The sequence below is a fragment of the Xylophilus sp. genome (assembly GCA_009914555.1).
Lineage (GTDB): Bacteria > Pseudomonadota > Gammaproteobacteria > Burkholderiales > Burkholderiaceae_C > WNDY01.
Map to the genome: position 1 here is coordinate 1 of WNDY01000011.1, position 24,009 is coordinate 24,009.

A 24,009-nucleotide genomic window follows, 5' to 3' on the forward strand; every position below is an offset into this window, starting at 1 on the left:
ACAACCAGCAACTGCCGCAGTCAGCGCTGGGCAGCAAGACGCCCATGCAGGCCATGAAGAACTGGTATCAGACTCACCCGCATCTGTTCCATAAGCGGCTATATGATCGTCCGGGATGCGACACCTACCTTCAAGGTCTTGCTGGCCTTCTGCGGCGGCAGCAACCGCACGGTGCCGTCGATCTCGGGCGCATCCGCATAGCTGCGGCCCATCCCACCCCTGCGGCCCAGCGCCGGCGCCGAGTCCACCAGCACCTGCATGGTCGCGCCCACGCGGCGCTGCAGGCGCCAGATGGAGACCTGCTCGGCCACGGCCATGAAGCGTGCGCGGCGTTCCTCGCGCACTTCCTGCGGCAGCATGCCCGGCAGATCGTTGGCCGCGGCGCCGTCGATGTCGCTGTAGGCGAAGCAGCCTGCGCGGTCGATCTGTGCCTCGCGCACGAAGTCGAGCAGGTGCTGGAACTCCTCTTCCGTCTCTGCGGGGAAGCCCGCGATGAAGGTGCTGCGCACCACCAGTTCGGGGCAGATTTCGCGCCAGCGGGCGATGCGCTCCAGGTTCCTCTCGCCGCTGGCCGGACGCTTCATGCGCCTGAGCACGTCGGGATGGCTGTGCTGCAGCGGCACATCGAGGTAAGGCAGCACCTTGCCAGTAGCCATCAGCGGGAGAACGTCATCGACGCTCGGATAGGGGTAGACGTAGTGCAGCCGCACCCAGGCACCGTACGGCTCGGCCAGTTCTCCGAGCGCCTGCACCAGGTCGAGCATGCGGGTCTTGACCGGGCGGCCGTCCCAGAAGCCGGTGCGGTACTTCACGTCCACGCCGTAGGCCGAGGTGTCCTGGCTGATGACCAGCAGTTCCTTCACACCGCCTTCGAACAGCGCGCGCGCCTCTTTGAGCACGTCGCCGACCGGCCGCGACACCAGGTCGCCGCGCATCGACGGAATGATGCAGAAGGTGCAGCGGTGGTTGCAGCCTTCGCTGATCTTGAGATACGCATAGTGCCTGGGCGTGAGCTTGAGGCCGGCTTCGCCGAAGCCGCCGGGCACCAGGTCGAGAAACGGGTCGTGCGGCCTGGGCAGGTTCAGGTGGACTGCGTCCATCACCTCCTGCGTCGCATGCGGGCCGGTCACGGCCAGCACGCTCGGATGCATCTGCTGCACCAGGTTGCCGCCGCCGCTGCCGGTGCGCGCGCCCAGGCAGCCAGTCACGATGACCTTGCCGTTTTCGGCCAGCGCCTCGCCGATGGTGTCGAGGCTTTCCTTCACCGCGTCGTCGATGAAGCCGCAGGTGTTGACGATGACGAGATCGGCGCCTTCGAAGGTCTTGGAGGTCTGGTAGCCCTCGGCGCTGAGCTGGGTGAGGATGAGTTCGGAATCGGTCAGCGCCTTCGGGCAGCCGAGGCTGACGAACCCGACTTTGGGTGTTTTCGGGGGGGAGAGAACGTCGCTCATCCCCGTATTGTCCCAGACTACCTCTTGAGGCCGAAGGCGCCAAGCATCTGCTCGGTCTGCTTCTGCATCTGTTCCTGCATCTGCGTGAACAGCGCCGTCGACTGTTCGATGTAGTTGCTCATCGCACCCTGCACCAGCGGCGCCTGGCTGCCGGCGAACTGCCTCCAGGCTTCGGGCGTGAGGTGCTTGGACTGCTCGCCGAGCTTGGCCTGCATGTCGGTGAAGGCCTGGATGTTCTTCTCCAGGTACACGCCCATGAAGCCCTGCATCGCGTGGCCATAGAAGCGGATGATGTTGGCCAGCACCGCCTCGGAGAACATCGGCGCGCCGCCGGCCTCTTCTTCCAGGATGATCTGCAGCAGGATGCTGCGGGTCAAGTCTTCGTTCGTCTTGGCGTCGCGCACGACGAAGGGCGGGTTGGCCATGACCAACTGGCGCACTTCCGACAACGTGATGTAGGTCGAGGTCTTGGTGTCGTAGAGCCGCCGGTTCGGGTACTTCTTGATCACGCGCTGCGTCGATGCTTCCGCTGCGGTGTCTGGCTTGCTTGGCACGGTAGGCTCCTGAGGTGGATGGGGCGGGACCATCGGATTCATTCTAGGAAAGCGGCCAGCGCCGGCCGCACAAGGAATACCCTAGCGCGGCTGGCCGCCGCCCAGCGCAGTCCGCAGCGTATCGCGGACGCGCGCGTTTGCGGCCGCCCGCGCGTCAGGCTCGGGGCCGGCATGCACCCCCTCGCCCGGATGCAGTCCGTTGGGCACGTCGCGCCGCAGCTTCACCCGGCCCAAGGGATTGTCGAAGTCGTGGTAGCTGCCGGGATAGACGACGGCTTCGGCACCCGTCTTCGCAGCCAGGTCGGTGCAGGGCTGGGGCGGCGTCCAGTCGTCCTTCTCGCCGAGCAGCATCACCACGCGCGTGTCGGGCCGCCAGCCGCTCTTCAGCGCGGCCGAGCAGCCGGGATAGAAGGCGATGGCCACGGCGAAGCGCTCGGGCCGGGCCAGCACGTCGGCACGCGTGGCGTCGGTCGCCGACAGCACGGCGCTGCCGCCATGCGACCAGCCCAGCACGGCATAGCGACCCGCCGGAGCCCACGGCTGCGCGGCCAGCCAGTCGAGCGCGCCGAGCGCATCGGCGCGCCGCTGGCGCTGGTCGATCCGGCGGCTGCCGATGCGCTGGGTGCAGAGTTCGGTCTCGCCGCGCGGCTTGAGGCTGTCGGGCCAAAGCACGTTGTAGCCCTCGGCCACGAGCATGTCGGCCATGGCCTGGTGGCGCGCGGTGAAGCGCCCGGATGCGGCATCGCGGCCGGCATAGAGGCCGCCGCAGCCGTGCAGCGCGATCACGCTGCCACGGGCGGCACGATCCGGCGGACGGAACAGCCAAGCCACGAGTGGCGTGCCGTCGCGGCTGGCGATGGAGACTTTTTCGGGCTGCGGGGCCGCGGCATGGGCCGCCAAGGCCACCGCGCAGGCCCACGCCATGCCCACCCAACGCAGCGCGACGGCCGGCACGGCAGCCGTCGTCAGGCCCTGTCGGCCACCCAGCCTGCCACGGAGCGCAGCGCGGCGTCGAGGCCCGACGGGTCGGTGCCGCCGGCCATCGCCAAGTCGGGCTTGCCGCCGCCCTTGCCGCCGACCTGGGCCGCGACGAAGTTGACCAGTTCGCCGGCCTTGACGCGGGCCGTGCTGTCGGCCGTCACGCCGGCGGCCAACTGGACCTTGGAGCCGTCGACGGCCGCGAGCACGATGGCCGCGGTCTTGAGCTTGTCCTTGAGCTTGTCGAGCGTGTCGCGCAGCGTCTTGGCATCGGCGCCCGACAGAACGGCGGCCAGCACCTTGAGGCCCTTGACGTCGACGGCCTGCCCCACCAGTTCGTCGCCCTGGCTGGACGCGAGCCTGCCCTTGAGCGCGGCGAGTTCCTTCTCCAGTGCGCGAACCTGTTCCAGCACCTGGCCCAGGCGGCCCTGCAGTTCGGCCGGCGGCGCCTTCAGCGTGCTGGCTGCGGCCTGCACCGTGGATTCCAGCTCCTGCAGGTAGGCCAGTGCCTGGGTGCCGGTCACGCCCTCGACCCGGCGCACGCCCGCGGCCACGCCGCTCTCGGCCACGATCTTGAACAGGCCGATGTCGCCGGTGCGCCGTACGTGGGTGCCGCCGCAGAGTTCGCGGCTGGTGCCGATGTCGATGACACGCACGGTCTCACTGTACTTCTCGCCGAACAGCATCATCGCGCCGGTCTTCTGGGCTTTCTCGATCGGCAGCACGCGGATGACATTGACGGTGTTGGCCAGAATCTCCTCGTTCACGCGGCGCTCGATCTCCACCACCTGTGCATCGGTCACCGGTGCGTTGTGGGCGAAGTCGAAGCGGGTGCGCTCGGCATTCACCAGCGAACCCTTCTGCTGCACGTGCGTGCCCAGCACCTCGCGCAGGGCCTTGTGCAGCAGGTGGGTGACGCTGTGGTTGCGCTGGGTGGCCAGGCGCAGCGCGGTGTCCACACGGGCCGTGACCGTGTCGCCGACCCTGAGCGTGCCCTGGGTCTGCGTGCCGTGATGGCCGAACACGTCGGCCTTGATCTTCTGCGTGTCGTCCACGCCGAACTGCACCCCTTCGGCCGAAAGCGTGCCCTGGTCGCCGACCTGGCCGCCGGACTCCGAATAGAAGGGCGTGGTGTCGAGCACGACCACGCCGCTCTGGCCTTCGGCCAGCTGCTGCACCGGCGCACCCTCGTGGTAGAGCGCCACGACCTTCGCCGTCTCCTCGACCAGCGTGTCGTAGCCGGTGAAGGTGTTGCCGTGGCCGCTGTAGTCCAGCGCGCGGTCCATCCTGAACCTGCCCGCGGCGCGGCCGGCGGCCTTCTGGCGTTCCATGGCGGCGTTGAAGCCGTCCACGTCGACCGCGACGCCGCGCTCGCGCGCCACGTCCTGCGTCAGGTCGAGCGGGAAGCCGTAGGTGTCATGCAGTTTGAAGGCCACGTCGCCCGGCAGCTTCTTCGTGTCGCCGGCCAGCGCCGTGTCGAGGATCTCCATGCCGTTGGCCAGCGTCTCGAAGAAGCGCTCCTCCTCGGTCTTGAGCACCTCGGTGATGCGGGCCTGGTCGGCCTGGAGCTTGGGATAGGCATCGCCCATCTGCGCGACCAGGTCGCCCACGAGCTTATGGAAGAACGGCTTCTTCTGACCGAGCTTGTAGCCGTGGCGGATGGCGCGGCGCACGATGCGGCGCTGCACGTAGCCGCGGCCCTCGTTGCTCGGAATCACGCCGTCGGCCACGAGGAACGAGGTGGCGCGGATGTGGTCGGCGATCACCCGCAGGCTCTTGTTGCCGAGGTCGCTCGTGCCGGTCTCGCGCGCGGCCGCCTTGATGAGCGCATCGAACAGGTCGATCTCGTAGTTGCTGTGCACGTGCTGGAGGACGGCCGCCAGCCGCTCCAGGCCCATGCCGGTGTCCACGCAGGGCGCAGGCAGGCGCTTGACGCTGCCGTCCTCGGCCATGTCGAACTGCATGAACACGTTGTTCCAGATCTCGATGAAGCGGTCGCCGTCCTCGTCGGCACTGCCCGGCGGGCCGCCGGGAATGTGCGGGCCGTGGTCGTAGAAGATCTCGGAGCATGGGCCGCAGGGGCCGGTGTCGGCCATCATCCAGAAGTTGTCGGACTTGTAGCGTCCGCCCTTGTTGTCGCCGATACGGATCACACGCCCGGGCGGCAGGCCGATCTCTTTGGTCCAGATGTCGTAAGCCTCGTCGTCTTCCTGGTAGACAGTAGCCAGCAGCCGCTCGGGCGGCAGTTGATAGACCTCGGTGAGCAGTTCCCAGGCCCACTTCAGCGACTCGCGCTTGAAGTAGTCGCCGAAGCTCCAGTTGCCCAGCATCTCGAAGAAGGTGTGGTGGCGCGCGGTGTAGCCCACGTTCTTCAGGTCGTTGTGCTTGCCGCCGGCGCGCAGGCAGGCCTGCACCGAGGCAGCGCGCACGTAGGACCGCTTGTCGGTGCCGAGGAACACGTCCTTGAACTGCACCATGCCCGAGTTGGTGAACATCAGGGTCGGATCGTTGCCCGGCACCAGCGAGCTCGACGGGACGACGGTGTGCCCCTTCGACGCGAAGAAATCGAGGAAGGTCTTGCGGATCTGCGCGACGGAGATGGGTGTGCTCATGGGGTGGTGCAGCGACTCGTTTCTGAGAAAGGCGCGGTGCGTCGGAAGCCCCGAGGGGCCTGGCCGGGCCGAACACGCGATTATAGGTTTCGGCCCTCTTTCTGCCCCTTCGCCGGCCGCTGTCACCAGCAGGAACATCGAGCGCGCCATCGCCGCGGCCAACGCCGCTTGGCCGGCCTGGCGCAGCCAGACCGGCAAGCAGCGCGATCCTGCTGAAGTAGTTCAACCTGCTCATGGAGAACCAGAAAGACCTGGCGGCACATGACCGCCGAGCAGGGCACCCCGCTGGTCATCAAACCGGCCGAGTTCACCGCGGACCGCACTGGCCGCGGCCGAATCAGGGGCCGCTGATCGAACCCGCGGCCGTCGAGAAGGTAACGACCGAGCAGGAGGCGGTCGACGCGGCCAACGCGACCGAGTTCGGCCTGGCGAGCTATTTCTACCGCCGCGACGTGGGCCGCATCTTCCGCGTGGCCGAGGCGCTGGAGTACGGCATGGTCGGCATCGACGCCAGCGTGATCGCCACCGGGCATGTGCCCTCCCGGCGGCGTCAGGCAATCCGGCCTGGGCCGCGAGGGATCGTCGCACCACGGCATCGACGAGTACGTCGAGATCGAGTTCCTCTGCCTGAGGGATTCCGCAAAATAAAGATACCCCCTCCTCCAATACCGTGTAGCTCTTTGAAATAGCGGGCTAGAGATAGATACCCCTCCCCTCCTAGACCGCCCCTCAACCGCCCGGCACGCTTCGCGGCCGGACGGGCCATGGTTTGACAGTAGAATCGCCGGCTGCTGCGGGTGTAGTTCAATGGCAGAACGGCAGCTTCCCAAGCTTCATACGAGGGTTCGATTCCCTTCACCCGCTCCACTTCCACTTTCCGCGGACTTCCGGGAATGACCGCGGAGCGTCGCCAAATGGTTGTCACCGTTCAGCTTTTCCCATCGCTGAGGCTGGTGACTGCCAGCAAAAACCACTGAGAGCCTGCCCAAAACGGAAAGCGGATCTGCCCCCCCGCTTTCGTGGAGAAACTCTGGGTGAGCCGGCGGCGCACTGCCGCGATATTGACATCCGTCAATTCTGCCGCGACGCACGCGTGGTACGAGGCGCGGCGCCACTCACCAGCGCACGCCACATAATAAATAATCTTCCTACAAAATCGATTTTGACTTCATTGTAAAAATTACAGTAATCAAGTAATAATTTCCGTAACTTTTACCTGAAACATCCAGCCTCATCCGTCGCTGCCTGCAACTTCGCGGCGCCTTGCAATGCACATGAGTGACAGTGCGCTTGTCGCTGCAGACGGATCACGGCCCGACAATATATTCCCCAGGCGATATTTCCACTGCGCAGGGCCGACATTTCCCTTCAGTGCATCGGCTCCGATTTGATGGTTATGGGCATATACCTCCACATCGAAGCCCAATGGCTCCAGCGTGTCTTTGAAGAACTCCTCGGTAACGCCATCGCCGGGACGATGGTGGATTTCGGTTCTCAACCCCCAGAACTGCTGTTTTCGGCTGCGGTGAAAGCTGTGCCGCGTGATGCGGTAAATCCACAGCCGCGTATCCCACATCACCCTGGCCAGCCCCTGGTAGTTCCATGCGGAAAGTTGCGGGTCATGGTCGGTCACCAGCAGACCGCTGCGCTTGACGAGGCGTGCGCCCTCCCGCAGGACGGCCTGCATGTCGTCGCAATGGTGCAGCGAGGCATTGATGACGACGATGTCGGCCACGTCCGAGCGGAAGGGCGTCTGCGCCGCGTCGGCCCGCACCGCCGTGTAGCCCTGGGCGGACGCCAGTTCGAGTGATCCGCTCGCCACGTCCACGCCCACGAGCAGTTTCGGCTTTCCGCCCAGGGTGGCGAAGACGTTTCCCGGCCCGCATCCGAGGTCGATGACCACCTTGTCCGTCCAGTCCCCGGTCGCAGCCAGCCACCGGCTGCGGAAATGGACGTCCCGATGGCAGTAGTCAAGATATTCCTGCGCCCACTGCGGATTTCCGAAATAGGTGGCGTTCGCCATCAATCCGTCGGATGTCTGTGGCAGCGGCGCTTCAAGATAAGCACCGCGGCTTTCCAGGACTGCCCCGGGCAAGAGAATCTCTTCGAGCATGTTCTTTCTCAGCTAGGTTCATGGTCCGTGCCGCGCGGATAATGCTCCAGTTCGGCGGATTACTCGGATCTTTTCCACTAGTTTTTATATTGGTTGCAATCCGGATGAATTAAAAACAAGTCTCTCGCCCCGGGGCTCGTGGTTTTCAGCCCTTGGCGGACGCACCTCCGTCTGCGGACGGGCTGCTTTTGCCGCGTTTCCGTGCCCCGATACTCCCCACCGGTTCAAACGGATGAGTTCAAAAGAGATGGGTAACTTGTTTCAAGACCTTTGGTTAGTTTTTTTTGAAAAAATTGCATGCTAATGTACAAAGTCGTGAATCGCTTCACACAACAAACTAGCGGACCCATATATTCGACGCCACTTCGCTGAAAACTCTTCCGTAAGGCTGGCATTGCCAGTAAGGCAGAGATTTTTCCGCCGCCGATCAACGCAACCATTCGGACGGGGCATGGAAATTCACGCCGTTTTTCCCGACCAGCAGGACGCAGGGACCGCATCTCTTTCCGAGCTGTTCGTCCGGGCCGCCCGTGCCGAGGCGCCGGGAGTCCGCTGCAACGCGACCCTCACGTTGACGACGCGACTCGCAACGCATCCTGCGAACGGTCCCCTGCCCGACACGGCATACGCCGCGGCCTGGCTGCTGCTGCGGTCACGCTGGCTGGGGGAATCTCCTGCGGTGCTGCACGAGGTCACGGCCGACCAGGGGCGCGCAGTCGCCGTGGTTGCGCTCGACGGCAGCCTGCCACAAACCACGGCTGGCGAATGGCTTGCCACGGTGGCCCGGTGCCGCAGCGAAGCCGGCGCGCCGCCGGACGATGGAGCGACCGCCGAACCGGAGGTACTGTGGCTGCGCAGTGCAGCAGCGGCCCGGGACGCCCGCGCCGCCGTCAGGCTGTGGGTGGTGCAGACGGCGCCGCGCGGGCTGCGCCTGCATGCCGATGCCGATCCCCGATGCCTGGACGCCGACGCGCTCCGGATCCTGCTGGCGGCCATTGCCGCCACCGCCGACCATGTGCTGGCGCAGCCGGATGCCCCTCTTTCGGCCATTCCGACCGCGCCCCCGGCCGACCTGCACGCACAGCTCGTCACTTGGAATCGCCCCGTCGCGCCGGTCGATGCCAGCCTCACCGTCACCGGCTGCTTCCAGGTGCAGGCCCGCACCGATCCGCACGCCATCGCGCTTGTCGAAGGCGACGACCGGATGTGCTATGGCGAACTCGACCGCCGGTCGCACGTGCTGGCACGGCACCTGGAGTGCAGCGGCGTGCGCGCGGGCGAGCGGGTCGGGCTCATGCTCGATCGCTCGATGGACGCCGTGGTTGCGCAGTTGGCGATCCTGCGCGCCGGTGCCGTCTACGTGCCGATCCCGACCGATCATCCGCCGCAGCAGATTTCGGCCATGCTGGCCCAGGCGGGCGTCCGCCTGGCCGTCACCGTCCGCGCCCATGACGCGCTGGTGCCTGAACCGCTGGCCCGCATCCACCTGGATGCGTGGAGCCCGGCGCAACAGGACAGCACCGGCGGTGACCCCGCCATCGACGGCGAATCCATCGCATACGTGATGTGCACCTCGGGCTCGACCGGTGCGCCCAAGGCCATCGAGATCAGCCACCGCGCCATCCTGCGCCTCGTGGTGGATGCAGAGTACGCGGCCTTCGGGCCCGGCGCATCCATGCTGCATGCGGCGCCGCTCGGCTTCGACGCGGCCACGCTCGAAATCTGGGGGCCGCTGCTCAACGGCGGCTGCTGCGTGATCCACGACGAACGCATTCCCACAGGCCCCGGCTTGGCCCGCACCGTCGCCCGGCACGGCGTCCACACGGCCTGGCTCACGGCCGCGCTGTTCAATGCGGTGGTCGACGACGACCCGGCGCACCTGCGCGGCCTGCGCCACCTGATCATCGGCGGCGAAGCGCTGTCGGTCGCGCATGTGCGGCGCGCGCTGGCCGCCCTGCCGGAGCTTGCGCTGACCAATGGCTACGGCCCCACCGAATGCACGACCTTCGCGGCCACCTACCGCGTTCCCGCGGCGCTGCCGGAGGATCTGCGGTCGGTGCCGCTCGGGCGGCCCATCCAGCAGACGGTGCTGCGCGTGCTGAGCCCGGCGCTGGACCTGCTGCCGACCGGCCTGGTCGGCGAACTCTGCATCGGCGGCCAGGGCCTGGCGAACGGCTACCTGGGGCAGCCCGGGCTCACGGCGGAGCGCTTCGTCGCCGATCCCTTCGGCCAGCCCGGCGACCGCCTCTACCGCACCGGCGACCTGGCGCGCTGGCTGCCGGACGGCACCATCGAGTTCGTCGGCCGGCGCGACGGACAGATCAAGATCCACGGGCACCGGATCGAGCCCGGCGAGGTCGAAGCGGCCCTGCTGTCGCACCCGGACATCCGGTCCTGCGCGGTCGTGGCGCGGCCCGATGCGGCTGGCCGCACGCGCCTCGTCGCCTACCTGGTCGCGCGGGCAGAGCCGCTGGCCTGGGACACCCTGCGCGCCCACCTGGCCGCGCGGCTGCCCGCGGCGCTGCTGCCCTCGGCCCAGGTTTGGCTGCCCGCGCTGCCCCACACGCCCAACGGCAAGCTCGACCGCGGGGCGCTGCCCGCGCCGACGCAGGCGCGGCCGGCGCTGAGCCAGCCGTATGCACAAGCCGCCAGCCCGGCCGAACGGCAGGTCTGCCAGGCATTCGCCGCGGTGCTGCAGATCGACCCGGTCGGCCGCGACGACAACTTTTTCGACCTCGGCGGCGATTCGCTGCGCGCGGTGCAGGTGCTGGCCCTTCTGCAGAACGAGGGTGCGCCGCGGCTGTCGACCAACCTGTTCTTCCGCCATCCCACGCCGGCGGGCATCGCTGCCCGGCTGCAGGCGCCCGGCACCGGCGCCCGCCCCCGGACCGCCGCAGCCCCGCCGGCCGGCGCCGCCGGCACGGATGCGGTCGCCCTGATCGGCACCGCGGGCCGCTTTCCCGGTGCGGTCGACGTCGAGCAGTTCTGAGACAACCTCCTCGCCGGGCGCGACACCATCCGCTTCTTCGACGATGCCACGCTCGACGCCGGCGTGTCCGCCGCGCTGCGCGCCGACCCGGCCTACGTGCGGGCCCGCGGCGTGATCGACGGCATCGAGGACTTCGACGCGGCCTTCTTCGGCATCCCTGCAAACGAGGCGGCGCTGATGGACCCGCAGCACCGCGTCTTCCTCGAAATCTGCTGGGAGTGCCTGGAGCGCGCCGGCCACGTGCCCGACGCGGCCGCCGGCCCGGTCGGCGTCTATGCCGGCATGTACAACGCCACCTATGCCCAGCGCCACCTGCGCACGCGGCCCGATCTGGTCGAGGCGGTCGGCGAGTTCCAGGCCATGCTGGCCAACGAGAAGGACTACATCGCCACCCGCGTGGCCCACCGGCTCAACCTGACCGGCCCGGCGGTCAGCGTGCACACGGCCTGCTCGACCTCGCTGGTCGCGGTCGCCCAGGCCTTCCATGCGCTGCGCAGCGACCAGTGCTACATGGCGCTGGCCGGCGGCGTCGCGGTCACCTGCCCGCCGCGCAGCGGCTACCTCTACGACGAGGGCGCGATGCTGTCGCCCGACGGCCACACGCGCAGCTTCGACGCGAAGGCGCAGGGCACTGTCTTCAGCGAGGGTGCAGCGGTCGTGCTGCTCAAGCGGCTGGCCGATGCCCAGGCCGACGGCGACACCATCTACGCCGTGCTGCGCAGCGCCTGCGTCAACAACGACGGCGGCGCCAAGGCCAGCTTCACCGCGCCAAGCGTGGACGGTCAGGCCGCCGTGATCCGCGCCGCGCTGCATGCGGCGCAGGTGGACGCGCGCAGCATCTCGTACGTGGAAGCCCACGGCACCGCCACGCCGCTCGGCGACCCGGTCGAGGTCGAGGCGCTGGCCACCGCCTTTGGGGAGCACACCGATGCGCGCGGCTTCTGCACGCTCGGTTCGCTCAAGAGCAATGTCGGCCACATGGTCACTGCGGCGGGCGCCGCCGGGCTGATCAAGACCGCGCTGGCGCTGCACCACGAACAGATACCGCCGACCGCGCACTTCACCGCGCCCAACCCGGCGATCGACTTCGGCAGCACGCCCTTTCGCGTCACTGCGGACGCCACGCCGTGGCCGCGCGGCGCACTGCCGCGCCGCGCCGGCGTCAGCTCCTTCGGCGTCGGCGGGACCAACGCGCACGTGATCGTCGAGGAGGCGCCGCTGCGGCCGGCCACCCCGGCCGGTGAAGGCGTGCAGGTGCTGCCGCTCTCGGCACGGTCCGACGCCGCGCTGGCCGTGGCCGCCGAGCGGCTGGCCGCGCACCTCGAAGCCCATCCCGCGCAGCCGCTGGCCGACGTGGCCTTCACGCTGGCCGCAGGCCGCAAAGCGCATGCCGTGCGGCGCGCAGTGGTCGCTTCGTCGCACGGCGGCGCTGCCGCTGCGCTGCGCGATGCCGCATCGCCGTGGCGCGCCGGCGGCACGGTCGGCCCGCGCCCGCCGCAGCTGGTGCTGGTGTTCCCGGGCCAGGGCGCGCAGTACGCGGCCATGGGTCGCGCGCTCCATGCGGCCGACCCGGTCTTCGCCGCCGCTTTCGACGAATGCCTGGCCGCCTTCGACGGCCAGGTCGGCTTCGACCTGCGGGCCCGCATTTTCTCGGACGACGCGCAGTCGCTCGTGCCCACGTCGGCCACGCAGCCGGCCCTGTTCGCCATCGAATACGCCCTGGCGCGCCGGCTGCTGTCGCTGGGCGTCCAGCCGCAGGCGCTGATCGGCCACAGCGTGGGCGAATTCGCCGCCGCCGTGGTGGCCGGCGTGATGCAGCTCGGCGACGCCGCCCGGCTGGTGGCGCAGCGCGGCCTGCTGATGCAGGCCCAGCCGGCCGGCGCGATGCTTTCGGTGCGCCTGGGCGCCGAGGCCCTGCGGCCGCGGCTCGGCCCGCGGCTGTCGCTGGCCGCGGACAACGGCCCGAACGCCTGCGTGGCCGCGGGCCCGGCCGAGGCCATCGCCGCGCTGCACGACCGACTACAGCACGACGGCATCGCCAGCCGCCTGCTGCAGACATCGCACGCCTTCCACTCCACGATGATGGACGCGGTCGTCGCGCCGTTCGAAGCCCTGGTCGGCCAGGTCGCTCTGCAGCCGCCGCGGATTCCCATCGTCTCGACGCTGACCGGCCGCCTGCTGGAGCCGGCCGAGGCCACCAGCGCCGCGTACTGGGCGCGGCATGTGCGCGACACCGTGTGCTTCTCCCCGGCCGTGCGCAACGCGATCGCAGCCGTGCCGCAGGCGCTCTTCGTGGAAACCGGCCCGCGCAACACGCTGGCGACGCTGGTGCGCCAGCACGGCGGCGCGGCCACGCCGCTGCTGCACGGCACTGCGGCCGACGAGCCCGCCACGCTGCGGCTGGCGCTCGCCCGGCTGTGGGCCAGCGGCGCCGGCATCGATCTCTCGGCCCTGGCCGGCAGCCGCCAGCGCGTGCGCCTGCCCACCTATCCGTTTGAGCGCAAGCGCTTCTGGGTCGACATCGCCGCCACGCCCCTCACCGCCCCTTTCGTACCCCACCTGCTTCTGGAGCCGACCGTGACCGCCGTCCCTGCCTCCCCCGCATCCACCGCGCCGCCGATGGAAACCCGCCTGCGTGCGCTGCTCGCAGACATCTCCGGCATCGACATGGCACAGGCCGAAGGCCATGCCGTGTTCGCCGAACTCGGGCTCGACTCGCTCACGCTGACCCAGGCCGCCACCCAGATCAGGAAGCGCTTCAAGGTGGACCTCAGCTTCCGCCAGCTGATGGAGGACTACCGCAGCATCGACGCGCTCGCGGCCTTCCTGCGCGCCAGCCTGCCACCCGCGCCGCAGGCCGAAGCCGAAGCACTGGCCCAGGCCGTCGCCACGGCCGCGGCGCCGCTGCCGGCCGCGCCGGCCGCCGGCGGCCAGGACGCGCTGCCGCTGCCGCAGCTGATCACCCAGCAGATGGAGCTGATGCGGCAGCAGCTGGCCCTGCTGTCCGGTACGGCAGCGCAGGGAATCGGCCACATCGTTACTGCTGGCAGTAATACCTCAGTGTGCTTTACAGACAAGCGCTTACAGGCTATACCCACCGCATCTGAAGAAGCTGTTCCAGCCAGGCCGCAGCCGCAGCGCTACGACGTCTCCAGGGCCTTCGGCGCCATCGCCCGCATCCACACGCAGCGCACGGCCGAGCCGAACGCGCGGCAGAAGGCGCGGCTGGGTGCCTTCATCCGCCGCTATGTCGAGCGCACGGCCAGAAGCAGGCAGTTCACCGAAGCCAACCGCGGCCACATGGCCGATCCGCGCGTGGTCAACGGCTTCCGCCCGCTAACCAAGGAAATCACCTCCCAAGTCGTGATCGAGCGCTCGCAGGGCTCGCGGCTCTGGGACATCGACGGCAACGAGTACGTCGATGCGCTCAACGGCTTCGGCGTCAACCTGTTCGGCTGGCAGGCCCCGTTCGTGCGCGACGCCGTGCGCGAGCAGCTCGACGCGGGCTGCGAGATCGGTCCGCAGCATCCGCTGGCGGCCGACGTGACCCGCTTGGTCTGCGAGCTCACCGGCTGCGAGCGCGCGGGCCTCTGCAACACCGGCTCCGAGGCGGTGATGGCGGCGCTGCGCATCGCCCGCACGGTCACAGGGCGCAGCACCGTCGTGGTGTTCACCGGCTCCTACCACGGCACCTTCGACGAGGTGCTGGTGCGCGCCGGCAGGGACGGCCGGGGCCTGCCGGCCGCGCCGGGCGTGATGAGCGGCATGTTCGGCGACATCCGCGTACTCGACTACGGCACGCCCGAGGCCCTGGCCTTCATCCGCGACCACGCCGGCGACCTCGCCGCCGTGCTGGTCGAGCCGGTGCAGAGCCGGCGGCCCGACTTCCAGCCGCGCGCTTTCCTCCACGACGTGCGGGCCATCACCGCGCAGGCGGGCTGCTGCCTCGTCTTCGACGAGGTCATCACCGGCTTTCGCACCGGGCTGGGCGGTGCGCAGGCGCTGTTCGGCGTCCAGGCCGACCTCGCGGCCTACGGCAAGGTCATCGGCGGCGGCTTCCCGGTCGGCGTGATCGCGGGCCGGCGCGCCTACATGGACGCGCTCGACGGCGGCGCCTGGCAGTACGGCGACGACTCCTTCCCGGCCGTGGGCGTGACCTATTTCGCCGGCACCTTCGTGCGCCATCCGCTCGCGCTGGCCGCGACCAGGGCCTCGCTGCTGCACCTGAAGGCTTGCGGGCCGGCGCTGCAGGAAGGCCTGGCCCTGCGCACCGGCCGGATGGCCGACGAGCTGACCGCCTGGTGCGCCGCGGCCGGCGCGCCGATCGCGGTCCGGCACTTCTCCTCGCTCTGGCGCGTGGCCTGGCTGGAGGACCATCCGCTGCAGGACCTGCTGTTTCCCATGATGCGCAGCCGCGGCGTGCACATCCTGGAGAACTTTCCCTGCTTTCTGACGAGCGCGCACAACGCCGAGGACATCGCGCTGATCCAGCGGGCCTTCAAGGAATCGGTCGCCGAGCTGCAGGAGTCCGGCTTCCTGTTGCGCCGCGCGCCGGCCGTGTCGTTGGAGTTCGAGGTGCCGCGCAGCTCCGCGGCGGACCTGGCCTGCGTCCCGTCCGGCACAGATGAGAGGGCCGTGGCATGAATGCCGTGCCGCATCCCCCGGCCGACGCGGCCGAAGTGGCCGAATGCGTCATCCCCACCACCGCCTCGCAGCGCGAGGTCTGGCTCGGCGCCATGCTCGGCACCGAGGCCTCGCTGGCCTACAACGAAGCCATCGTGCTGCACCTGCGCGGCACGCTGGACGTGCCGGCGATGGAGCGCGCCGTGGCACAGCTCGCCGGGCGCCACCAGTCGCTGCGCGGCACCTTCACGCCCGACGGCAGCTTCATGCGCGTCGGCCCGCGCTGGGAGTCCGCGCTGCAGACCTGGGACCTGCAGGCGCTCGATGCCCCGGCGCGCGCGCTGGCGCTCGACACCGCCCGCACCGAAGCCGTCAGCCGGCCCTTCGCACTGGAGCGCGGCCCGCTCTTTCGCGCAGCGCTCTACCGCCTCGACGCGGCCGACCATGAACTGCTGCTGTCCGCACACCATGCGGTGTGCGACGGCTGGTCCTGGAGCGTGATCGCCGAGGAGCTGGGACAGCTGTATGCGGAGCAGGTCGGCGAGGGCGACGGCCCAGCCCCGGCACCCACCTACGCGGCCTTCGCCGCCGACCAGGCCGCCGCCGCGCTGCGGCCCGGCATGCAGGCGCACATCGACTACTGGGTCGAGCGCTTCGCGGCCGACGCGCTACCGGTGCTCGACCTGCCGACCGACCGGCTGCGGCCAGAGGTGCGGACCTTCGCCTCGCGCCGCGCAGAGCGCGCCCTCGACCGGCAGCTCGTGCGCGCCCTGCGCACGGCCTGCGCGAAGCACGGCGTGAGCCTGTTCGCCGGGCTCCTCGGCGGCTTCGTCGCCACGCTGCACCGGCTGACCGGCCAGGACGACATCGTGGTCGGCATACCGTCGTCGGGTCAGCTGGCCCACGAGATGCCGGGCCTGGTCGGCCACTGCGTGAACCTGCTGCCGCTGCGCGTCGGCGTGGATGCGCGCATGCGCTTCGACACGCTGCTGGGCCACTGCGCCGGCGCGGTGCTCGGCGCCTTCGAGCACCAGGCGCTGACCTACGGCGCACTCCTCGGCCAGCTCTCGCTGCGGCGCGATCCCGGGCGGCTGCCACTGGCGAGCGTGATGTTCAACGTCGACCCCGACATCGGCGGCCGGGCGCAGGCATTCGCCGGCCTCGACGCGACGGTGGAAACGGTGGCCCGGCGCTACGAGAACTTCGAGATATCCCTCAACCTGCGCCCGCTGGACGGCGGCCTGGTCGCCGAGGCCCAGTACAACACCGACCTGTTCGACGAGGCGAGCGTGCAGCGCTGGCTCGGCATGTTCGAAACCCTGCTGCGCTCGGCGGTGCAGAACCCGGCCGCGCCGGTGGGCCGGCTCGGTCTGCTGTCGCCTGAAGCGGGCCACGCCCTCGTGGCGCTGCAGCCTCCGCCCACCGGGCTGGAGGGCCGGCCCTTCGCCCATGCCGGCTTCGTCGCCCGCGCGGCGCTGCTGCCGCAGCGCCCCGCCATCCGCGACGGCGCCGAGCGCCGCAGCTACGGCGAGCTCGACGCACGGTCCAACCAGCTGGCCCGCGCGCTGCGCGACCGCGGCATGGGACGCGGCGAGCGCGTGGGCCTGTGCCTGCAGCGCGGCATCGACATGGTCGTGGCACTGCTGGCCATCCTCAAGTCCGGCGCGGCCTACGTGCCGCTGGACCCCGGCTTTCCGCAGGCGCGGCTCGACCAGCATGCCGAGGACGCCCGTCTCGGGCTGCTGCTGACCGCCTCGTGCGTCGCGGCCGCGCCGCGCGGCTGGCGCACCGACGCGGCCCGGCGCATCCTGGACATCGACACCGACACCGCCTGGCAGCAGGCACCGGGCGACGCGCTCGCGCCCGACGACGACCTTGACGCCCGGCCCGACGACCTCGCCTACGTCATCTACACCTCGGGCTCCACCGGCCGGCCCAAGGGCGTGTGCGTACCGCACCGCGCCGTGGCCAACCTGATCGAGTCGATGCGCGCCGCGCCCGGCATCGGAGACACCGACCGGCTGGCCGCCGTGACCACGCTGTCGTTCGACATCGCCGTGGCCGAGCTGCTGCTGCCGCTGGCCGCCGGGGCCGAGATCGTAATGGTGCAGCGCGAAACCGCCGTGGACGGCGCCCGCCTGCGCAGCCTGATCGAGAAGGAACAGGTGACCATCCTCCAGGCCACGCCCGGCACCTGGGAGCTGCTGCGCGACGCCGGCTGGCCGGGCGCCCCCGGCTTTCGCGGCTGGATCGGGGGCGAGACCGTGCGCGGCCCGCTGGCGCTCGACCTGCTCGACCGCTGCGCGCAGGTGTGGAACGTCTACGGCCCGACCGAAACCACCGTCTGGTCCACCGCCTGGAACATGCAGCGCGAGGTGATCGCCACGCGCGGCATGGCCATCGGCCGGCCGATCGCCAACACCGGTGTCTGGATCCTCGACGCCGACCAGCAACCCTGCGCGGTCGGCGTGCCCGGCGAGATCTGCATCGCCGGCGCCGGCGTCGCGTCGGGCTACCTGCATCGTCCCGACCTGACGGCCGAACGCTTCGTCACCGCCCGGATCCTCGGCAGCGCCGTCCCGGTCTACCGCACCGGCGACCGCGGCCGCTGGCGCAACGACGGCCTGCTGGAGCACCTGGGCCGGCTGGACTTTCAGCTGAAGGTGCGGGGCTACCGCATCGAGCCCGGCGAGATCGAGGCTCGCTGCAACGAGGTCGACGGTGTGGCCCGCAGCGTGGTCGTGGCGCGGGAGGAACAGCCCGGCGACGTCCGCCTGGTGGCCTACCTGGCGCTGCGGCCCGACGCCGCTGCGGAGTCCTTCGATGCCGGCGCCGTGCTCGACCACCTGCGCTCCACCCTGCCGGCCTTCATGCTGCCGCAGCACGTGGTCGCGCTGGCGGCGCTGCCCACGCTGCCCAACGGCAAGCTCGACCGTGCCGCACGGCATGGCCGCGCGCGCCGCCGGGCCGCGCAGCCCGGTGGAGCGCCAAGTGCTGGCGGCCATGGAGCAGGTGCTGAGCCTGCCCGGCCTCGACCTGCACGACGATTTTTTCACCCTCAGCGGGCATTCGCTGCTGGCCGCGCGACTCGCCGCACTGCTGTGCCGCAGCTTCGGCGTCACGCTGCCGCTGCACACCGTGTTCGAGGCGCCCACGGCCGGGCAGCTGGCCCGCGCCGTCGAGGCACTCCTGCGCGCCGGCGAACCGGCCCCCGCGCCGCTGCCGCTGCGCCCGGGGCGCACCACGGCGCCGCTCACGCCGGCGCAGGAGCGCATCCTCTTCATGGAAGAGCTGCTGCCGGGCCGCTCGGTCTACAACGTGCCGTCGGCGCACCGGCTGCTGGGCGCCCTCGATCCGGCGCGCTTCGAGGAGGCGCTGCGCGAGATCATCCGGCGCCAGCCCGCGCTGCGGACCTGCATCGGCGCCGATCCGACGACCGGGCGGCCGGTGCAGGTGATCGCCGGCGAAGCCGCCTTCGCCCTGCCGGTGGTGGACCTGCGCGTTCTGCCGGCGGACCAGCGCGAGGCCGAACTGGCCGAGCGCATGCAGGAGCTGGCCGACCGGCCGATCGACGTCCACCGCGCGCCGCTGCTGCATGCAGCGCTGTTCCGGCTCGACGCGCAGGAGCACGTCTTCGTGTTCGTGCCGCACCACCTGGTCTGGGACGGATGGTCGTTCGACCTGCTGCAGGCCGAGCTGGACGCACTGTACGGCGCGGCCGAACAGGGCCGCCCGCCGGCGCTGCCGCCGCTCGCGACCACGCACGGCGACTACGCCGAATGGCTGCAGCAATGGATGGCGACGCCGGCCTTCGAGGCCCAGCTCGACTTCTGGCGCCGGCGGCTGGCCGCCACGCCGCCGCAGCGCCAGCCGCGCACCGACATGCCGCGCCGCGCCGGCAAGAGCGGCCAGGGCGGCGCGCAGTGGATCGCCGTCGATGCGGCCCGCACCGCACAGCTGCGCGACACCGCCCGCGGCCTGGACGTGACGCCCAGCATGCTGACCCTCGGCATCTATGCGCTGGCCGTGGCCCAAACCATCGGCACCGACAACGTCGTCATCGCCAACCCGGTGCGAGGCCGCCAGCAGCCCGAGACGGAAGCCGTGATGGGTCTCTTCAACAACCTGCTGCCGGTCGCGCTGGAGGTCGACCTGCGGCTGACCCTGCCCGCCTTCATGCGCCGGGTGAAGCAGGAACTGCTCGCGCTCATGAACTACCAGCAGGTGCCCTTCGAGCGCCTGGCGGCCGAACCGGCCGCCAGCGGCCAGGCCGGCGGCGCCTACCAGGCCATGTTCTCGTACCAGGACGCCCGGGAACGGCCATCCGCCATCGGCAGCCTGCGGACCCGGCAGATCCGCTTGACGCAGCGCGGCGCCACCGACGACATCGGCGTGTGGCTGGTCGACACGCCCGACGGGCTGCAGGGCGTGCTGATCTACAACGCCGATATCTTCCTGCGCGAGACCGGCGGCTGGCTGCGCGACCGCTACCTCGAACTGCTGCGGCGCGCGGCCGATCGACCCCAGGCCACGCTGGCTGAGCTTGCATCCGAGGAAGGTTCGGCCAGCGCCGTCCAACTGCGCAGGCTCGCGGCCGAGCCACCCGGCGCGACAGCGCAGCAGGCGCCGACCGCCGAGCACAGCCCCTGGGCGCAGATCGCGCCCATCGCGGTGCAGCCGCCGGCCCACGCCGGCCTGGCACAGGTCTGGGCCGACGTGCTGCACATCGACGTGCGCGACATCCGCGGCAGCGACAACTTCTTCGACCTCGGAGGGGATTCGCTGCTGGTGCAGCGCGCCGTCGAGCAGGCCGCGCTCACGCTGGGCCGCCGGGTCGAGCCGCGCCGCTACCTGTTCGAGACCCTGGCCCAGATCGCGGCGCCGGCCCAGGGGGCCGACGCCACCGCTGCGCCCACCGTGCGCAAGAGTGCCCTGCTGCGGCGCACCATCGACCAGTGGCTGCGCAGGGGGCAGCCATGAACCGCGGCGCGCCGTCCGCGGCCGAGATCGACACGGCGGTCTGCCGGTATGTCGAGCTGGACGGCCCGGCTCTCCGTACGCAGGCGGCCCTGCTGTCGCCGCAGGAGCGCGAGCGCGCCGGGCGCCTGCGCTTTCCGGTCGACCGCGACCGTTTCGTGGCCGCGCACATCGCACTGCGGCTGGCCCTGGCCGAGCAGGGTGCGCAGCAGGCTGACGCGCTGCGGCTGGCCGACGGGCCGCTCGGCAAGCCCTGGCTGCCCGACCACCCGCGCATCCACTTCTCGCTGAGTCACAGCCGTGGCGTGGCACTGATCGCCGTGGGCCACCGCGGGCCGCTCGGCGTGGACGTCGAATACCTCCGCCCGGTGCCCGATGCGCTGGCCGTCGCCGAGCGCTGCTTCACGCTGCACGAGAACCGCGCCCTGCGGTCGCTTCCGCCGCGCCGGCGCGGCAGGGCCTTCCTCACCTGCTGGACCCGCAAGGAGGCCTGCCTCAAGGCCATCGGCCTGGGCCTGCGGCTCGATCCGAGCACCATCGAGGTGGGGCTGGAGGCGACGCTGCGCAGGATCGACATCCCGGTGGGCGGGCACCTGCTGCGGGTGGTCGTCGGTCCGGCGCCGGCGCGGTCGGGCAGCGTGGCGTCGCTTGCCGAATGGCGGATACCGCAGCCGCTGCTGCAGGTGCCCGGCGCCCTGGCGCAGGCCGCCCGCGCATTCGGGGACGCGGCCGCATACGCCGCCGCGCCATCCCGGCAGCGCCTGCAGGAGGCCGCGCCATGATGCCCCAGCCGCTGATGTTCGGCTCGGCCTCGCGCCAGCTGTTCGGCATGTTCCATGCGGCCGAGCCGCAGCGCGACGGCGGCACCGCGGTGCTGCTGTGCCCGCCCTTCGGCCAGGAGGGCCTGCGCACGCACCGCTTCTTCAAGGTGCTGGCCGAGCGCTTCGCCCGCGACGGCGTGGCCGCGCTGCGCTTCGACTTCCATGCCACCGGCGATTCGCCGGGCGATGAGCGCAGCGGCGAACTCGACGGCTGGCGGCGCGACCTGTGCGCCGCGCACGACACGCTGCGCCGCCTGGCGCCCGGTACGCGCGTCGCCTGGATCGGAGCCCGGCTCGGTGCCACGCTGGCCGTGCTGGCGGCGCGCAGCGGCCGCTGCGATCCGCACCGGCTGGTGTTGTGGGAACCCATCCTGGATGGCCTGCGGTATGCGCGCTTCCTGCGGGAGCGGCATGTGGCCATGGTGGACGGCAGCTTCTGCATACCGGACCCGGCCTGGCGCCGCAGCTTCGTGCGTGACAGCCAGGCCGTGCCGCAGGAAGCGCTCGGCGTGTCGCTGTCCGAACGCCTGCGGGCGCAGTTCGGGGCACTGGTGCCTGCCTCGCTGGCGCTGACCGCCCTGCACGACACGCTGGTGCTCGCCCAGCCCGACGATGCACCGACGGCCCAATGGGCCGCCGCGCAACAGCTGCGCCACATGCCGGTGCGCCTCTCCTACTTCGAACACCGGCTCGACTGGGCCGCCGACCCCTATCCGAACAGCGCCATGGTCCCCGCCGACGCGCTCGCCCGACTGCAAGGAGCCCTCCATGAGTGACCCCGTACAGACCCCGGTGCGCTTCGGCGCCGATGCGGCGCTGGTCGGCATGCTGACGACGCCCGCGGCCGACGGCCCCGCGCCGCTGCCGGTGGCCTGCTTGATGCTCAACATGGGAGCCAACCACCGTGTGGGTCCGCGGCGCATCAACGTGAAGCTGTGCCACCGGCTGGCCGCGCGCGGCATGAGCAGCCTGCGGCTGGACCTGGGCGGCATCGGCGACAGCGAGGCGCCCGCCGGCACGAGCGCCCTGCCCCTGGTGCTGCGCGCGGTGCGCGATCTGCAGGCGGCGATGGACCTGGTGGAGGCGCGGCTGGGCATCCACCAGTTCGTGATCGTCGGCCTGTGCTCGGGCGTGGAGCACGCGATGACGACCGCGCTGGCCGACCCGCGGGTGGTCGGACTGTCGCTGTTCGACGGATTCAATTTCCCGCAATGGCACACGCGCTGCGAACGCACCCTGCGCCGCGCCTTCGCGGCGATGGGCCACCCGGCCTTCGCGGGCAAGCTCAGGCGCTGGCTCCAGCGCAGCCTGGTGCGCTGGCTGCCGGGCGGCCGCTCCGGGCAGCCGCTGCCTGGCTTCTTCAGCGAGAGCGCCTCGCCCGCGATGACCGCCGCCTGGTTCGGCGCTGCCATGCACCGCCTGGCCGAGCGCAAGGTCGCGCTGCACTTCCTGTATTCGGGCTCCTTCCACGTCTGCGACCGGGACCGCGACCTGCTCGGGCGATTCCGCCACGAGCCGTTCGTACAGGCCGCGCAGTACGACTTCGCCGGCGACCTCGACCACACGCTCTGCACGGCCAAGGGCCAGCAGTCGTTCCTGCGCCTGGTGGGCGACTGGGCCATCGCCACGGCCGGGGGCATGCCCGCTGCGGTCCGCAGCGCGGACGCACCGCCCGCCGCGGCGCTGCAGATGGCCGGCGCCCTGGCGCCGCAGTGACACCGCAGTACCTGAGGAGCGCTCGATGCACACCCTTCCCTTTTTGCGCGGCGCGGCCGCCGCTGCCGTGGCCCTGGCCCTTACTGGCTGCGCCGCACCGGGCTTCGATCCTCTGGACAGCAGTTCGTCGCCCGACGAGTCCGCGGATGCGGGCCGCGGCCGTCCGAGGCTCGTCGCCATCACCCCGGAGCTGGTCCGCGAGATGGCGGCTCGCCTTCCCACCGGCGTGCCGGCCGAGGTGCAGCAGCTGTTCGGCACGGCACCGGCCTACACCATCGGGCCGGGCGACGTCATCGGCATCGTGGTGTACCGCCATCCGGAGCTGCTGCCCAACGCCGGCGCCGTCATCGCACAGCAGTCGGACCCGACGGGCGTGAGCGCCGCACCCGGCTTCATCGTGGACAGCCAGGGCGAGATCAGCTTTCCGTACGTCGGCCGGGTCCGGGTGGAAGGTCTCAGCGAAAGCGCGGCTTCCGACCTGATCGCCCGGCGGATCGAGCCGTTCATCCGGGATCCGCTGGTCAGCATCCGCGTCCAGGCCTTCCGCAGCCGGCGCGCCTACGTCGAAGGCGATGTGCGCACGCCGGGCCTGCAGATCTTCACCGACGTGCCGATGACGCTGGCCGAGGCCCTGAGCCGCGCGGGCAGCCTGAATGCCAGCGCCGACCGCTCCCGCGTCACCCTGACGCGCGGCGGCCGCAGCCTGCTGATCGACCTGCTGGCACTGCAGCGCTCGGGCTACAGCGCAGCGCGCATCCCGCTGGAAAACGGAGACATCGTGCGCGTGGACACCCGCGAGGACAGCCGCGTCTACGTCATGGGCGAGATCCAGCGCCCGTCGGCGCTGCCGCTGCGCAACGGCCGACTGACCCTCAACGAGGCGCTGGGCGATGCCGGCGGCCCCGCGCTGCAGACCGCCGCGCCCGGGCAGATCTACGTGGTGCGCAACACGCAAGCCGACGTGCCGGACGTCTACCACCTCGACGCGAAGAACCCGGTGGCGCTGGCCCTGGCCGACCGCTTCGAGCTGCAGCCGCGCGACGTGGTCTATATCGACCCGGTGCCGCTGGTCCGCTGGAACCGGGTGATCAGCCTGATCCTGCCCGCGGCCCAGATCGTGAACCCGGGCGGCGTCGTGATCCGGCGCTGACATCGTACGACCAGAACCCGAAGGT

Annotated in this window: 12 protein-coding genes, 1 tRNA gene and 4 pseudogenes; 12 read left to right on the plus strand and 5 right to left on the minus strand. The window is 70.6% G+C overall.

The window, feature by feature from the left end; genetic code table 11:
* A pseudogene (locus GAK38_RS07605) lies at window positions 1-125 on the plus strand (IS481 family transposase); the annotation flags it as partial.
* Here the strand turns inward: GAK38_RS07605 and rimO are convergent.
* Genes rimO through alaS form a run of 4 tightly spaced genes read right to left on the minus strand, consistent with a single transcriptional unit; the run spans window position 99 to window position 5,595 of the window.
* Complete coding sequence (gene rimO / locus GAK38_RS07610; protein ID WP_325342891.1) at window positions 99-1,451, minus strand: 30S ribosomal protein S12 methylthiotransferase RimO; 1,353 nt, start codon at window positions 1,449-1,451, stop codon at window positions 99-101. The pseudogene GAK38_RS07605 and the gene rimO overlap by 27 nt on opposite strands.
* A gap of 17 nt (window positions 1,452-1,468) precedes the next feature.
* On the minus strand, window positions 1,469-2,038 hold the full coding sequence (gene phaR / locus GAK38_RS07615) for a polyhydroxyalkanoate synthesis repressor PhaR (RefSeq protein ID WP_325342893.1): 570 nt from the start codon (window positions 2,036-2,038) through the stop codon (window positions 1,469-1,471).
* 48 nt (window positions 2,039-2,086) lie between these two features.
* Complete coding sequence (locus GAK38_RS07620; RefSeq protein WP_325342895.1) at window positions 2,087-2,959, minus strand: dienelactone hydrolase family protein; 873 nt, start codon at window positions 2,957-2,959, stop codon at window positions 2,087-2,089.
* 11 nt (window positions 2,960-2,970) lie between these two features.
* Window positions 2,971-5,595, minus strand: a complete 2,625-nt coding sequence (gene alaS / locus GAK38_RS07625) for an alanine--tRNA ligase (protein WP_325342896.1) — start codon at window positions 5,593-5,595, stop codon at window positions 2,971-2,973.
* Window positions 5,596-5,969: 374 nt separating this feature from the next.
* On the opposite strand from alaS, the pseudogene GAK38_RS07630 reads away from it, so the two are divergent.
* Window positions 5,970-6,243, plus strand: a pseudogene (locus tag GAK38_RS07630) (aldehyde dehydrogenase family protein); the annotation flags it as partial.
* Window positions 6,244-6,388: 145 nt separating this feature from the next.
* Window positions 6,389-6,462 (plus strand) — tRNA-Gly (locus tag GAK38_RS07635).
* Window positions 6,463-6,826: 364 nt separating this feature from the next.
* On the opposite strand, the gene GAK38_RS07640 is transcribed toward GAK38_RS07635, so the two are convergent.
* Window positions 6,827-7,708 (minus strand): class I SAM-dependent methyltransferase, encoded by an 882-nt coding sequence (locus GAK38_RS07640; protein ID WP_325342898.1) that lies wholly within the window; start codon window positions 7,706-7,708, stop codon window positions 6,827-6,829.
* Between the two features lie 571 nt (window positions 7,709-8,279).
* Here GAK38_RS07640 and GAK38_RS07645 point away from each other — a divergent pair.
* From GAK38_RS07645 to GAK38_RS07685, 9 genes and pseudogenes are all read left to right on the plus strand, one after another.
* Window positions 8,280-10,697 (plus strand): non-ribosomal peptide synthetase, encoded by a 2,418-nt coding sequence (locus tag GAK38_RS07645; RefSeq protein ID WP_325342900.1) that lies wholly within the window; start codon window positions 8,280-8,282, stop codon window positions 10,695-10,697.
* Window positions 10,698-10,709: 12 nt separating this feature from the next.
* Window positions 10,710-11,369, plus strand: a pseudogene (locus tag GAK38_RS23885) (beta-ketoacyl synthase N-terminal-like domain-containing protein); the annotation flags it as partial.
* A 39-nt stretch (window positions 11,370-11,408) separates the two neighbouring features.
* Window positions 11,409-15,341: a type I polyketide synthase gene (locus GAK38_RS23890; protein ID WP_443089176.1), complete on the plus strand. Its 3,933-nt coding sequence runs from the start codon at window positions 11,409-11,411 to the stop codon at window positions 15,339-15,341.
* A 92-nt stretch (window positions 15,342-15,433) separates the two neighbouring features.
* A pseudogene (locus tag GAK38_RS07660) lies at window positions 15,434-18,187 on the plus strand (non-ribosomal peptide synthetase); the annotation flags it as partial.
* Between the two features lie 67 nt (window positions 18,188-18,254).
* Window positions 18,255-20,300, plus strand: coding sequence for a condensation domain-containing protein (locus tag GAK38_RS07665; RefSeq protein WP_325342901.1), 2,046 nt, complete (start codon window positions 18,255-18,257; stop codon window positions 20,298-20,300).
* The gene (locus GAK38_RS07670) at window positions 20,297-21,079 is read left to right on the plus strand and encodes a 4'-phosphopantetheinyl transferase family protein (RefSeq protein ID WP_325342903.1); all 783 of its coding nucleotides are present in this window, start codon (window positions 20,297-20,299) and stop codon (window positions 21,077-21,079) included. The genes GAK38_RS07665 and GAK38_RS07670 overlap by 4 nt, the downstream gene beginning before the upstream one ends.
* A complete protein-coding gene (locus GAK38_RS07675) occupies window positions 21,076-21,894 on the plus strand; it encodes an alpha/beta hydrolase (RefSeq protein WP_325342904.1) in 819 nt (272 codons plus the stop codon). Before GAK38_RS07670 ends, GAK38_RS07675 begins: the two co-directional genes overlap by 4 nt.
* A complete protein-coding gene (locus GAK38_RS07680; RefSeq protein WP_325342906.1) occupies window positions 21,887-22,834 on the plus strand; it encodes a hypothetical protein in 948 nt (315 codons plus the stop codon). The genes GAK38_RS07675 and GAK38_RS07680 overlap by 8 nt, the downstream gene beginning before the upstream one ends.
* Window positions 22,835-22,859: 25 nt before the next feature.
* Window positions 22,860-23,984: a polysaccharide biosynthesis/export family protein gene (locus GAK38_RS07685; protein ID WP_325342908.1), complete on the plus strand. Its 1,125-nt coding sequence runs from the start codon at window positions 22,860-22,862 to the stop codon at window positions 23,982-23,984.
* Window positions 23,985-24,009 lie beyond the last annotated feature (25 nt).

Excerpts from the sequence above, each read along its gene's own strand:
- rimO (WP_325342891.1), bottom strand. The coding sequence starts at position 1,451 with ATGAGCGACGTTCTCTCCCCCCCGAAAACACCCAAAGTCGGGTTCGTC.
- phaR (WP_325342893.1), bottom strand. The coding sequence starts at position 2,038 with ATGGTCCCGCCCCATCCACCTCAGGAGCCTACCGTGCCAAGCAAGCCA.
- alaS (WP_325342896.1), bottom strand. The coding sequence starts at position 5,595 with ATGAGCACACCCATCTCCGTCGCGCAGATCCGCAAGACCTTCCTCGAT.
- GAK38_RS07640 (WP_325342898.1), bottom strand. The coding sequence starts at position 7,708 with ATGCTCGAAGAGATTCTCTTGCCCGGGGCAGTCCTGGAAAGCCGCGGT.
- GAK38_RS07670 (WP_325342903.1), top strand. The coding sequence starts at position 20,297 with ATGAACCGCGGCGCGCCGTCCGCGGCCGAGATCGACACGGCGGTCTGC.
- GAK38_RS07675 (WP_325342904.1), top strand. The coding sequence starts at position 21,076 with ATGATGCCCCAGCCGCTGATGTTCGGCTCGGCCTCGCGCCAGCTGTTC.
- GAK38_RS07680 (WP_325342906.1), top strand. The coding sequence starts at position 21,887 with ATGAGTGACCCCGTACAGACCCCGGTGCGCTTCGGCGCCGATGCGGCG.
- GAK38_RS07685 (WP_325342908.1), top strand. The coding sequence starts at position 22,860 with ATGCACACCCTTCCCTTTTTGCGCGGCGCGGCCGCCGCTGCCGTGGCC.